The following is a 12,706-nucleotide window of genomic DNA, read 5'->3' on the forward strand; positions in this document are numbered from 1 at the left end:
TTCGTTAATCATAATGTGCCCTCAAACAAGATTTGAAGATCTGATCATGACATTGAGATTTAGTTCAAAAAAATCCCCGCTAATTTCTTAGCAGGGATTTGTGTATAAGAGACAGCTATTAGCGCCTTTTTTAGTTAGTTAAAAACTTACTTATAGTTTTCGTAAATTTTATCGAGCGGTTCTGATAAACCACTTTCTTGCACTATACGTACATGTTCACGTTTTAATTCGCGTGCACTAGTCACACCACAAGAATGAGCTATTAGCCCAGCTCCGTAATGAATGTATTTATTATAGTTAGCTACTCGCTGCGCTTTATCAGCTACATTTAAACCACGTTGCAAACGCTCGTTATGCGTAGTGATACCCGTCGGACAGGTATCTTTATTACATTGCATTGCCTGAATACAGCCCAGTGCAAACATATGCCCCCGAGCCGATACAACAAAATCAGCACCGAGCGCTAACGCCCAAGCAACCTTTGAAGGAACAATTAATTTACCTGAGGCGATTATTTTAATACGATCTCGCAGCCCATGTTTTTCAAGCATGTTAACTACAAGCGGTAAACTTTCGCGCAGTGGTAAACCCACCGAATCCATAAGCGGTTGTGGTGCTGCGCCCGTACCACCATCAGCACTATCTATGGTAATAAAGTCAGGTGCAGACTCTATACCACGGTGGTTTATTTCAGCGAACAACGTTTCTAACCATCCGTAAGCACCAATTACCGCTTTAAAGCCTGTAGGCTTTCCTGTCGCGTTACGTACAGTGGCAATCATATCGAGAATATCGGCTGGGTTTTTAATTTCAGGATGACCATTGGGGCTAATAGAATCTTGCCCTTCTGGTATACCCCTAATTTTAGCTATTTCGGCGTTGACTTTGCGCCCTGGTAACATACCACCTTTACCTGGTTTTGCGCCTTGGCTCATTTTAAGTTCAAACATTTTTACTTGTTCGTGAGCCGCTATTTCTTTAAGTTTTTCAGTACTTAAATTACCGTGCTCGTCTCGTGCACCATATTTAGCGGTACCAATTTGGAAAACAATATCAGCCCCCCCTTCTAAGTGATAAGGGCTTAACCCCCCTTCACCGGTGTTCATCCAACAACCTGCTAGTTTTGCCCCTTTTGATAAGGCTCGTACAGCTGGCTTTGAAAGCGCACCAAAACTCATACCAGATACATTGAATAACGAGTTGGTTGTGTAAGGTGCTTTACAGTATGGACCCAAAGTAACATTGCTCGGGTCGAGTGCTTCTTCATCTAAAGTAGGAAAAGCACAGTTCATAAACATAACCGTACCTGTTACTTCTAAGCTTTGCGTAGAACCAAACGCAGCTGTACGGTCAACATCTTTTGCTGCACGATAAACCCAGCTTCGCTCTGCGCGGTTAAACGGCATTTCTTCTCTATCTTGAGCAAAAAAGTACTGTCTAAAAAACTCCCCTTGGCGTTCAAAAAAATATCGAAAGCGACCAATAACAGGGTAATTACGTCTAATAGCATGCTTTGTTTGCGTTACATCTCGAATATAAAAAATAATAACAGTAAGCACAACGAACCCGAGTACAACTATAAACATACTTGCAAATATATCGATACTAAACATTATAAAATTGCTCATTTATGACCCTTGGTGATTTTTAAAATAATACCTAATAAATACTGACCGTTTTAATGAACTAAATGGCTCATTATATTTACTAACTTGCTTGCTTAAAATAACAAATACAAACACTTACCAACAAACTAGTAACTTAAATAGCTATAAAAACAACTCAGTACCCATTTTTTAAAATTATACTTATTTACTTTCCAGCTTAACTGATTCATTTTTTATATACATGCGTACTTGTGTTTCTAGCACTGATAAAGGCACTGAACCATGACGTAATATTTGATGATGAAATTCACGAATATCAAAGTTTTTTCCTAGCGCTTGCTCTGCCTCAGCGCGTAAACGCTTAATAGTTAGCTCACCTATTTTGTACGAAAGCGCCTGTGCAGGCCATGTAATATAACGATCGGTTTCGGTTTTAACGTTATGCAACGAAAGCGCTGTATTTTCGCTCATAAAGTTCATGGCACGCTCGCGACTCCAGCCATACGTATGCATACCTGTATCAACAACTAAACGCGCTGCTCGCCACATTTCATACGTCAAACGACCAAAACGGCTATATGGGTCTTGGTAAAAGCCTGCTTCTAAACCTAAATATTCAGAGTAAAGCCCCCAACCTTCGCCAAATGCCGAAAGGTAAGCATCACGACGATAGCTCGGCAGATTTTCAAGCTCTGCATTAAGTGATATCTGTAAATGATGACCTGGCACTGCTTCGTGCAGCGTTAATGCTTCCAAAACATACAAAGGACGCTTATCTAAAGCGTAAGTATTTACCCAATAATACCCTGCTTCATCATCTCGATTAGAGCCTGAATATCGACCGGTTGTGTATTTAGGTGCAATACTGGCCGGTACAGGTGCTACACCATAAGGTTTGCGCGGTAAGGTATGAAATAACTTAGGCAGTTGTGCATCCATTTTTTTAGCAATATAAGATGCTTCTTTTAAAAGCTGCTCTGGTGTTGTAGCGTAAAATTGTGGATCAGTGCGTAAAAAGTGGATAAATTCAGCAAACGTGCCTTTAAAACCTACCTCTGCTATTACGTTTTCCATTTCACTACGAATTCGCTCAACTTCTTTTAAGCCAAGTTCGTGAATCTCTTTAGGTGTCATGTCGGTGGTGGTGTAGTACTTAGCTCTATTTTTATAAAACGCTTCGCCATTAGGTGTTTCTGATATGCCAATACTTGTACGTGCAAAAGGTCGATACTGCTGCGTAAAAAACACTAAGTAACCTTTATAAGATTTTATAACCTCTTTTTTTATAATGATTTTGGCTTTTTGTTGTAGTGCTTTAAATTCACTGTCGCTCAAACCCGCTGTATTAGTTAAAAAAGGTTTATAAAACTCAGATGTAGTTACATCGTCAACAATGTAAGCATTAATTGAATCTTCATAACCTTCCAATACAGCTTTAGGTTGAGTAAGCCCAGTCTCAAGCCCTTTTTTCATCCAATACATGTTTTGCTCAAAAAAGCGCGGAACTTGCGCCAATCGTGCAAGATACACTTGGTAATCTTCCGGGTTTTTATATTGAGAGCTATTTATTATGTACGACAAACCAGAATGAAACCCATATTCAGAGGTGAGCGGCATATAGTGCGCATTAAATACATATTCATCGACACTGTTTTGTACTTGAGCTCGAATAATATCGAAGTTAATTTGATTTTCATCGCTTAGCTTTTCAATATTAATAGTGTCTAATTCAGCAAGTAATCGCGTTTTATTTTTATATTCTTGCGCTAAAAATTCAGGGGATAAATTTGGTAATAAATAACCTTCAACACCACCTACACTATCGTAAGGGTTAATGCTTTCTCTATAATCAACAATACTTTGCGCTACTTTAGTAAATTGTTGATCTGAATTTTGCATGGTCATTTGGCATGCACTTAATGAGCACAAAACCGTGATACCAAATAAAGATTGGCGAAGTGGCTTAATTAAAAAATGATTCATTATAATGTAACTTAGCAGTGTTATTAATTTCATAAAGCTATCGTAGGGTAAATAAATAGCAAGTAAATGAGACCAACTTTAATTAATAAACCTTACTAAAAACAAGTGTATTAAAGTGAAAAGCGACACTAACAGAGTTAATAATAAGCTCAATTGATGAGAAAAACAGCTATCAAGCTGCTAAAGTAAAATTTAAGTTCCCTAACATCTGTTTTTACTTTTAAATAACGCACATAACGATTACTGTAGTAAAAAATAATAAAAAGCTCGGACGCATAACCGCCTCATGGAATGAGATATTCGAATTTGCACTTATGCGTACTTAGTTGGTATTTAAAAAATGATGTTCCATGATTCCATGGCTATTGCACAAGAAAAAATGACCAAAGTGTGTGTTTTTTTAGAGCGTTATGCGCTCCCACCTACGCCGCTGAATTATCAAGTTATTTATGCTTATACCAGTCAAACTAATCTCAAGCTAAATAAAGCTTTAGACCGTGCTATTGCTGTTGAAGACAATATAGATAGCGTTTTAATTGAACAGCTACATTCTGAGTTTTTAAATACTGGGCACAAAGCGCAAGTTAACATGATTCAAAATGTTGATGGTGTTATAAACTCACTTTCTCAAAATTCTCAAGCTACTGAAAAGCAAATAATTCGCTTTGCGGGTCAAGTAAGCGAATGCGTACATTCGCTAGATGAGAACAACATAGAACAAAGCCGTCAAGCGCTTGAAGTACTTCATAATCAAACCGCCGAATTACTCAACCAACATAAGCAATTTAAGCAAGAACTAAGCAAAGCCAAACAACTACACGAAAAAACACAAAAGCACCTAACTCAACTTCGTAAACAGCATATTATTGATAGCCAAACAGGGCTTTATAAGCGCCATTATTTAACGCAACAAACCCAAGTGTGGACTAATCAACAAAAATCTATTTGCGCAATAGCGATTCAAATAGACAACCTTGACCACTTTACTAAAAATTATGGTGATATTATTGGTGAAGTCATTTTGAGTAAGGTAGCTAAGCAAGTGCAAAAATATGTTTTTCAAAGTGGCTTACCTGGTCGCACAGCTAAAGATCAATTTACTGTTTTGCTCGCCGACATCGACCCAGATACGGCCAATGTGATAGCCGAGAAAGTACGAAATGGGGTCGAAAAGCTACGCTTTGTTAGTTCAAAAACAGGTATCAAGCTACCAAGTATTGGCTTATCACTAGGAATTGCACAGCATCAACAAGAAGATGATTTTAATCAGTTAGCAAAAAAAGCATCTCATGCGGCTTTTAAAGCACGTTCATTAGGGCAAAGTAGTTACACTGCAGGGCAATAAATTACCTGATAAATCATATTCAAATTGCACCTACTGCGTACAATAAAGTACACTAACCTCTATTGTCACGATAGAGATTAATCATGAACGAAACCGAACAAAAGACCACGCATTTTGGTTATAAAACAGTAGCCGAGAACGACAAAGCTTCTATGGTTGCTGATGTATTTCACTCAGTAGCTGCAAAATACGATGTAATGAATGATTTAATGTCTTTTGGTGTGCATCGTTTATGGAAACGTCAAACTATTGCAAGCTCAGGTGTTCGTAAAGGCCATCATGTACTCGATTTAGCCGGCGGCACTGGCGACTTAACGGCAAAGTTTAGCCAATTAGTGGGCGAAACGGGTCAAGTTGTTTTGGGTGATATAAACTCATCTATGCTTAAAGTTGGTCGTGAAAAACTGCATAATCTTGGATTAGTGGGCAATATCGACTACGTACAAATGAATGCAGAAATGCTACCGTTCCCAGATAATAGCTTTGATGTGATCACTATTGCCTTTGGCTTACGTAACGTTACCGATAAAGACAAAGCATTACGCTCTATGTACCGCATTTTAAAGCCAGGTGGTCGTTTACTTGTTTTAGAGTTTTCAAAACCAGAGCATGACGTACTTAGTAAAGCTTACGATTTTTACTCATTTAATTTATTGCCTACAATGGGTAAGCTAGTTGCTAACGACAGTGAATCGTATAAGTATTTAGCTGAATCTATTCGTATGCATCCAGATCAAGACACGCTAAAAGCCATGATGGAAGATGCAGGCTTTGAGCAAACAACATACCAAAACCTCACAGGCGGAATTGTTGCGCTGCATCGTGGTTTTAAATATTAAGGCTAGCAGTTATGGCGCTTGAGAAAATAACAAAAAATAATAATGATGCAATGCCATCTGAATTTTTTATGTTACCTAGTTTTGTACTCTCGCTTATTGAGCGTGTACTAAATCAAGCACTTAGCCTTGACCCACAATTATCTCAAAAGCTAAGCGCAGTTAAACATCAGCGCTTAGTGGTTGAAGTAAGAGATTGGCAACAAAGCATCCAACTTGTTTATAGCGCTGAGCAATTACACTTATACAGTGCTCAAAATAATGAAAACGCAGATTGTATGATCAGCGCAGACATAGACACGCTTTTAGCGCTTAAAAACCCAGCTATGCTTACCCAGTTAATTCGCCAAGATAAGCTCGACTTACAAGGCGATTTAAATATTGCGCAAACTTATAGTAATGCGTTTTCAGGCATTGATATTGATTGGCCTGAACAGCTCTCTAGATACATTGGTGATACTCCCGCCCAGCAGTTATATCTGCACTTAAAAAAACTAAAACAAAAGAGCAGCAAAACCAACACTAAAATAAGTACAATGCTTACAAGTTTATGCCAAGATGAGCTCGCAATTACTATTCACCCATTAGAACTTGGGCAATTTAAACAAGAAAATAGAGAACTCAAAGGCCAAGTCGCTGCTGTTGAGCAGCGTATAAATACCCTGTTAAACTCTTTTTCACCTTCAAACACCCGCTAAGGATTTTTTGTGTCGACTGCACGTTTATATAACATCACCAAAACTTTACTTAGCTATGGGCTAGACGAGCTAATTCCAAAACATAAGATCCCTTGGTTTGGTAGAGTAGCTCGTGGCAGTTTGTTTTGGCTGCGTAATCAGCACAAAGAAAAACCTGCAGGGCTACGCTTACGTTTGGCACTACAAGAGCTTGGTCCTGTTTGGATTAAGTTTGGCCAAATGCTCTCAACTCGTCGTGACTTACTCCCTCATGATATCGCTTTAGAGCTTGCATTTTTACAAGATCAAGTTCAGCCATTTGAAGGCGAACTTGCACAAAAAATCATAGAAAAAGCGCTAGAAATTAACGATATAAGTGAATTGTTTAGTGAGTTTTCACAAACTCCACTGGCCTCTGCATCTATAGCGCAAGTACATACAGCAAAGCTTATTGATGAGCAAAGCATTGAACAAGATGTAGTCATTAAGGTTATTAGACCCAATATTTACGAGCAAATTAATGCCGATTTAGCGTTAATGGAAAAGCTCGCTAAGGTACTTGCAAAAGTCCATAACGAATCAAAACGTCTACGCCCCGTTGAAGTGGTTAAAGAATACAAAAAAACACTCCTAGACGAGCTCGATTTAATGCGAGAAGGTGCCAACGGCATTCAACTAAAACGCAATTTTGAAGGCTCTGATTCATTATATATCCCTGCAGTTTACAGTGATTATAGCCGTAGCAATGTGCTGGTAATGGAGCGTATTTACGGTATACCTGTGTCTGATACGAATGCATTACTGGCGCAAAACACTAATATGAAATTACTTGCTGAGCGCGGCGTAGAAGTGTTTTTTACGCAGGTGTTTAGAGACAGCTTTTTTCATGCCGACATGCACCCTGGTAATATATTCGTCTCTCGCGAGCATCCTGAAAATCCAATGTATATCGGTATTGATTGCGGTATAGTTGGTACGTTAAGCAAAGAAGATAAACGCTATTTAGCTGAAAACTTTATTGCCTTTTTTAATCGTGATTATCGCCAAGTTGCACAGCTACACGTTGATTCAGGTTGGGTACCACCAGATACTAGCATTGAAGAATTTGAATTTGCGATTCGCACAGTTTGTGAGCCTATATTTAATAAACCTTTGGCTGAAATTTCATTTGGTCACGTGCTCGTAAATCTATTTAATACTGCACGTCGTTTTAACATGCAGGTACAACCGCAATTAGTATTGCTACAAAAAACCTTATTATACGTTGAAGGATTAGGGCGTCAGCTTTACCCGCAACTCGACTTATGGAAAACAGCCAAACCCTTTTTAGAAGATTGGGTGAAGCAGCAAGTTGGACCGCTATCAGTACTGAAGCAAATGTATGCTAACTTGCCATTTTGGGCTGAAAAAATGCCTGAACTACCTGATCTAATTTACCAAAATTTAAAGCGTGCACCATACGCTCATCAACCTCAAGAACAAAAGGTATCTCATAAACCTTTAATATTGAGTTTATTTGGTAGTGCTACAATGATTATGGCAACACTTTGTTATTTACAGCACGATTTAGTAGCTGCAAGCATTGCAATAGCCTTATCCGCTATTAGCTTTATTGCAGCATGGCGCAACGCATAAACTGAGTGCTATTTGCGCTATTGGGCGTATAATTAGTATTTAAAATATACATTTAACCGTTTTATATATTGGAGAAAACCATGGGTTTTGGTGGTATTAGTATTTGGCAATTATTAATTGTTTTAGCAATCATAGTTTTACTTTTCGGCACAAAAAAGCTACGCGGTATGGGTGGTGATATTGGAGGCGCTGTTAAAGGCTTCAAAAAAGCAATGTCGGACGACACAGCGAGTGAGCAAGAAAAATCAGAGCAAATTCAACAATCAGAAAAAAGCACCGTTGACGACTCAACCAATACTGAAAAAAACAAAGATAGCAATAAGGTTTAATTAGTATGGGGATGTGGGAACTTGTTGTTGTTTTTATTGTTGGCTTAGTGGTGCTCGGCCCTGAGCGCTTACCTGTTGCTATTAGAACAGTGAGTAAATGGGTTAAAACCGCTAAATCACTTGCCAACTCGGTAAAAGCCGAAGTAAGTGAAGAACTGCGTATTCATGAACTTCACGAAAACCTTAAAAAAGCAGAACAACAAGAACTAAAAGACTTAAGCCCTGAGCTACAAAGTTCATTAACGGAGCTACAAAAAGCGGCTGAGTCAGTTACTCACAGCTACAAAAAAACACAACCTGATACATCAAATAGCCAACAACTTGATGAAAAAAAGTGAAATTTATCTCTCACTTTGTGGTCAACTTACTACATGGTATAAAAAATAATGGTTGAGGAAGTAAAATCGGGGTTTGTATCTCATTTAATTGAGTTACGTGATCGACTAATAAAAGCGCTATTGAGCATTTTATTATTTTTTATCGCGCTGTTTTATTTTAAAGATGATATTTACGAACTTATAGCTGCACCATTAGTGGTTCATTTACCTAATGGCGCGACCATGATAGCTATAAATGTGAGTGACCCTTTTATAGTCCCTATGATGCTTACTTTTTTTGTTGCGGCTTTATTATCTACTCCATGGATACTTCATCAAATTTGGGGGTTTATAGCTCCTGGCTTGTACCAAAATGAAAAAAAAATGCTAATACCTATACTAATCTCAAGCGTTGTCTTGTTTTATGGAGGTATCGCTTTTTGCTATTTTGCAGTGCTACCAATTATATTAGGTTTTTTTACAAGTACAGGTCCCGAAATGATGACTCTAGCACCCGATATCGCTAGCTATTTAGGATTCGTATTAAAACTATTTTTTGCATTCGGTGTCGCTTTCGAAATTCCAGTGGCAATTATGTTGCTATGCTGGAGTGGCGCAACAACAACAACAAGCTTAAAAGAAAAGCGCCCTTATATCGTGGTGGGTGTATTTGTAGTGGCAATGTTTTTAACACCGCCTGATGTTTTATCACAAACATTATTAGCATTTCCGATGCTTCTTTTGTTTGAACTAGGTTTAATTTTAGCAAAATTTTATACCGCCAAACCACAAAAAGAATCTGAGGAATAAAATGAAAAAACAACTACTCTCACTATTGGTTTTATTAAGTGCGCCTACTTTTGCTGCGCAAACTGAATTTAATACTCAGGCCCTGCAAGCATGTAGCTTTATTGAAAATGACTTTAACCGATTACTTTGCTATGACAATACAATTGCTGGTAAATCACTAACAAAGCCAACAATAACAAAAACGCTCACTCCACCAACGGCTAACAATGTGCCTCAGGTCGTAGCTGCAGCACCAATTCAAGCAAAGGCAAAAGCTGACAATTTTGGTTTAGAGCATAAAATAGAAGAGCAAGTAGAGAAAGAAACTGAAATAAAAGCCATGATTACATCAATTGATGAAGCTGCTTATGGCGAGTTAATTATTTCACTAGATAACGGCCAACAATGGCGCCAAATTGGCTCTGACAGCATGCGTTTAAAAGAAAATGATACAATTATAATTAGTCGCGGTGCATTCAGCTCTTTCTTACTGAAAAAAGACGGTAAAAACCGCTCTATTCGCGTTAAACGTACTAAGTAATGTCATATACGTTAATTGATGCTGGGGTTAACTTAACTAATCATCAATTTGATGACCAGCATCGTGATGTAATTACCCGCGCAAGCGAAGCCGGGGTTACAAATATGCTTATTATAGGTTGTGATATTGCAAGTAGTCAGCAATCACTTGAACTTGCGATAAAACATCTTCAATATTCTACGGCGGGTGTCCACCCGCATGATGCTAAATCGGCGACGAATGAATTAGAAGTACAATTAACTGCACTTGCAAACAATAAGCAAGTCATAGCGATTGGTGAATGCGGCCTTGATTATAACCGTGACTTTTCACCTCGCGATGTACAGCGTAGTGTTTTTAGACGCCACCTAGTGCTTGCCGAAAAATTAGATTTACCTGTTTACTTACATGAACGTGATGCAAGTGACGATATGTTGAGCATTCTAAAAGAGTTTAATATTCGCGGTGTGCTTCATTGCTTTACGGGTAACTCAGTAGCTCTTAAGCAATATTTAGATTTAGGTCTGTATATTGGTATAACAGGTTGGGTATGTGATGAAAGGCGTGGTAAAGATTTACAACAACTAGTGCCTAGTATTCCTCTAGATCGATTATTAATAGAAACTGACGCGCCATTTTTAATTCCACGAACAGTTAAGCCAAAACCTAAATCGCGTAAAAATGAACCTGCCCTGCTTCCTTATATCTGTCAAACGGTTGCACAACTTTATCAAATAGATGAAGAAGTTGTAGCCCGTAAAACTACAGAAAATTTTCACCGTGTTTTTGGTTTAGAAGATCGTTAATGGCCTATGCAAAGGCACTTTTAAGCCTATTGGTATTCCTTTGCACTTTTTGCTCTTTCGCAAACCCGGTAATAATAAAACACGATTTTAACTCTCAAAACATCAATAATCTGTATTACTCTTTTGAACCAACATCGCTATTAAGTGCACAACAAAGTGGCCATATACAGTGGCTAAAAAACACAGGAAAACCTCTTAATTTAGGACTAGAGCAGCGTTCTGTGTGGATAAAATTTAAAATAAAAAACACGCTTAGTTATAATACCGAACAACTGTTGTCACTAAACAACCCTCTGCTAAACGACGTTCAAGTATATCAGTTACATAACTCGCAATTAATTTCTCACACCCAAATTGGCGATGCATACCCCCTTGATAAACGTGCGATTAAGAGTGAATCTTTATTAGTTAAATTAATTAGCCCTGCAAATAGCGAAACCATTATTATTATGAGAGTGACGAATAGCTCCGGCTTGCGAGTCCCTTTAACGCTGTGGCAACCAGAAGCTTATTTGGCACATAAAGGTAAACTTAATTTACTCTATGGCTTATTGATTGGTTTTATATTTTCTTTAGGTGTGAGTTGCTTAGTTTTATATAGTTTTTCACGTAAACGTTATTTTGTTTATGCTGGTTTAATTACCCTCACATTAGGTAGTTTATTAGCCTACATTTGTGGCTTTGGCCTAAAATATATTCATCCTAATTTGCCAGCATTACAGCAAGTTATGATCCCTGTATTACTTATGCTTATTGCTTTAATGTTTTTGCCTTTACAAAAGCAAATTTGCCATCCAAAGCCCTCTTTTTTACTTACGGTTCAAAAAGTGATAGTTAACGCATTAGGTGTCTCGTTATTGTTTATTTGGCTATTTCCAAACCATATAGTGACACTATTTTGCTTAACTACTATCCCAATCGTTTTAGGCTTTTATATTGCAACTACACTTATGTGCATACGTTTATCACCTTCTAAACCTAATAAAGCGCTACTGCTCGTATTAGTTTTTTTCTTGGTGGTGATGCTTTATTTTATTGTTGCAGTAATAGGGCTATACGCCTTTGACAGAAGTACATTAGCATTTGTATTTACATGCTTTTTTAGCTGCACATTTAGTCTATGCTACAGTGTAATGAAGTTATTTATTTTGCAACGTGATGAAGAAGTAATTGCTCAGCAAACCTTGATTGCTGAAAATGCGGCTCAAGATACGCTACTTAAAGAGCGCTTAAAGTTACAAGAAAAAACACGCCAAGAACTCGAATCACAAGTCGACGAACGCACCTTTGAATTACAAATTACACTCAGAGAACTTGAAGAAAAAAACCGCTCACTTGAGTTACTCAATACCGAAGACGCTTTAACCGGAATAAAAAACAGACGCTTTTTTGATAAAAAGCTAATAATGGAGCTTCGTCGGTCTCGCCGTGAACAAACGCCGCTTAGTATTGTTATGCTTGATATAGACCGATTCAAAAGCATTAACGATACATACGGACACATAATTGGCGATCAAGTTATTAAAGCTGTATCTGACCTTATAAAAGATCATTTAAAGCGACCACTCGATGAAGTTGCTCGTTATGGCGGTGAAGAGTTTGTGGTGCTATTACCTAATACCCCCAGCGAAGGTGCACAAGACATAGCTGAAAAAATACGAGCAGCTATCTCAGCCAGTACAGTAACGGTTGCCAATAATGATATTCAATTTACAATTAGCGCTGGTGTATACACCAGCATTGCTGATGATGTTAGCAATCCTCAAATTTTTACTGAGTGCGCCGACAAAGCACTTTATTACGCAAAGCAACATGGCCGTAATCAAGTAATCACTTTTCCATTACCACAGTAGGAGCATATT

12 protein-coding genes are annotated in these 12,706 nt (G+C 38.0%); 10 read left to right on the plus strand and 2 right to left on the minus strand.

Annotated features, from left to right (window positions below):
• Positions 1–146: 146 nt before the first annotated feature.
• Together I6E85_RS16630 and I6E85_RS16635 are read right to left on the minus strand one after the other, a co-directional pair.
• Positions 147–1,628: an FMN-binding glutamate synthase family protein gene (locus I6E85_RS16630; protein WP_197237156.1), complete on the minus strand. Its 1,482-nt coding sequence runs from the start codon at positions 1,626–1,628 to the stop codon at positions 147–149.
• Positions 1,629–1,808: 180 nt separating this feature from the next.
• On the minus strand, positions 1,809–3,590 hold the full coding sequence (locus tag I6E85_RS16635) for a DUF885 family protein (protein WP_197237157.1): 1,782 nt from the start codon (positions 3,588–3,590) through the stop codon (positions 1,809–1,811).
• 358 nt (positions 3,591–3,948) lie between these two features.
• Between I6E85_RS16635 and I6E85_RS16640 the strand changes: the two genes are divergently transcribed.
• From I6E85_RS16640 to I6E85_RS16685, 10 genes are all read left to right on the plus strand, one after another.
• Complete coding sequence (locus I6E85_RS16640) at positions 3,949–4,935, plus strand: GGDEF domain-containing protein (RefSeq protein ID WP_024589467.1); 987 nt, start codon at positions 3,949–3,951, stop codon at positions 4,933–4,935.
• Positions 4,936–5,018: 83 nt separating this feature from the next.
• Complete coding sequence (gene ubiE / locus I6E85_RS16645) at positions 5,019–5,774, plus strand: bifunctional demethylmenaquinone methyltransferase/2-methoxy-6-polyprenyl-1,4-benzoquinol methylase UbiE (RefSeq protein ID WP_024589468.1); 756 nt, start codon at positions 5,019–5,021, stop codon at positions 5,772–5,774.
• Positions 5,775–5,785: 11 nt separating this feature from the next.
• A complete protein-coding gene (locus tag I6E85_RS16650) occupies positions 5,786–6,469 on the plus strand; it encodes an SCP2 domain-containing protein (RefSeq protein WP_197237158.1) in 684 nt (227 codons plus the stop codon).
• 9 nt (positions 6,470–6,478) lie between these two features.
• Positions 6,479–8,083 carry a ubiquinone biosynthesis regulatory protein kinase UbiB gene (ubiB, locus tag I6E85_RS16655; RefSeq protein WP_024609390.1) on the plus strand — a complete coding sequence of 535 codons (1,605 nt, stop codon included), beginning with the start codon at positions 6,479–6,481 and terminating at the stop codon, positions 8,081–8,083.
• An 80-nt stretch (positions 8,084–8,163) separates the two neighbouring features.
• Positions 8,164–8,412: a Sec-independent protein translocase subunit TatA gene (gene tatA / locus I6E85_RS16660; protein WP_007579853.1), complete on the plus strand. Its 249-nt coding sequence runs from the start codon at positions 8,164–8,166 to the stop codon at positions 8,410–8,412.
• 5 nt (positions 8,413–8,417) lie between these two features.
• Entirely contained in the window at positions 8,418–8,750 is a 333-nt protein-coding gene (gene tatB, locus I6E85_RS16665) for a Sec-independent protein translocase protein TatB (RefSeq protein ID WP_024609389.1), read from the plus strand.
• Between the two features lie 48 nt (positions 8,751–8,798).
• On the plus strand, positions 8,799–9,539 hold the full coding sequence (gene tatC, locus I6E85_RS16670; RefSeq protein WP_024609388.1) for a twin-arginine translocase subunit TatC: 741 nt from the start codon (positions 8,799–8,801) through the stop codon (positions 9,537–9,539).
• Between the two features lies 1 nt (position 9,540).
• Positions 9,541–10,059, plus strand: coding sequence for a hypothetical protein (locus I6E85_RS16675; RefSeq protein ID WP_024589473.1), 519 nt, complete (start codon positions 9,541–9,543; stop codon positions 10,057–10,059).
• The gene (locus I6E85_RS16680; RefSeq protein WP_024589474.1) at positions 10,059–10,844 is read left to right on the plus strand and encodes a TatD family hydrolase; all 786 of its coding nucleotides are present in this window, start codon (positions 10,059–10,061) and stop codon (positions 10,842–10,844) included. Before I6E85_RS16675 ends, I6E85_RS16680 begins: the two co-directional genes overlap by 1 nt.
• Positions 10,844–12,697, plus strand: coding sequence for a diguanylate cyclase (locus I6E85_RS16685; RefSeq protein WP_197237159.1), 1,854 nt, complete (start codon positions 10,844–10,846; stop codon positions 12,695–12,697). The genes I6E85_RS16680 and I6E85_RS16685 overlap by 1 nt, the downstream gene beginning before the upstream one ends.
• Positions 12,698–12,706 lie beyond the last annotated feature (9 nt).

This window comes from Pseudoalteromonas sp. NZS71 (assembly GCF_015864715.1).
Taxonomy (GTDB): domain Bacteria; phylum Pseudomonadota; class Gammaproteobacteria; order Enterobacterales; family Alteromonadaceae; genus Pseudoalteromonas; species Pseudoalteromonas arctica.

Coding starts and splice junctions, on each gene's coding strand:
- I6E85_RS16680 (WP_024589474.1), top strand. CDS start 10,059: ATGTCATATACGTTAATTGATGCTGGGGTTAACTTAACTAATCATCAA.
- tatC (WP_024609388.1), top strand. CDS start 8,799: ATGGTTGAGGAAGTAAAATCGGGGTTTGTATCTCATTTAATTGAGTTA.
- I6E85_RS16675 (WP_024589473.1), top strand. CDS start 9,541: ATGAAAAAACAACTACTCTCACTATTGGTTTTATTAAGTGCGCCTACT.
- tatA (WP_007579853.1), top strand. CDS start 8,164: ATGGGTTTTGGTGGTATTAGTATTTGGCAATTATTAATTGTTTTAGCA.
- tatB (WP_024609389.1), top strand. CDS start 8,418: ATGGGGATGTGGGAACTTGTTGTTGTTTTTATTGTTGGCTTAGTGGTG.
- I6E85_RS16635 (WP_197237157.1), bottom strand. CDS start 3,590: ATGAATCATTTTTTAATTAAGCCACTTCGCCAATCTTTATTTGGTATC.
- I6E85_RS16650 (WP_197237158.1), top strand. CDS start 5,786: ATGGCGCTTGAGAAAATAACAAAAAATAATAATGATGCAATGCCATCT.
- ubiE (WP_024589468.1), top strand. CDS start 5,019: ATGAACGAAACCGAACAAAAGACCACGCATTTTGGTTATAAAACAGTA.
- I6E85_RS16640 (WP_024589467.1), top strand. CDS start 3,949: ATGGCTATTGCACAAGAAAAAATGACCAAAGTGTGTGTTTTTTTAGAG.
- I6E85_RS16630 (WP_197237156.1), bottom strand. CDS start 1,628: ATGAGCAATTTTATAATGTTTAGTATCGATATATTTGCAAGTATGTTT.
- I6E85_RS16685 (WP_197237159.1), top strand. CDS start 10,844: ATGGCCTATGCAAAGGCACTTTTAAGCCTATTGGTATTCCTTTGCACT.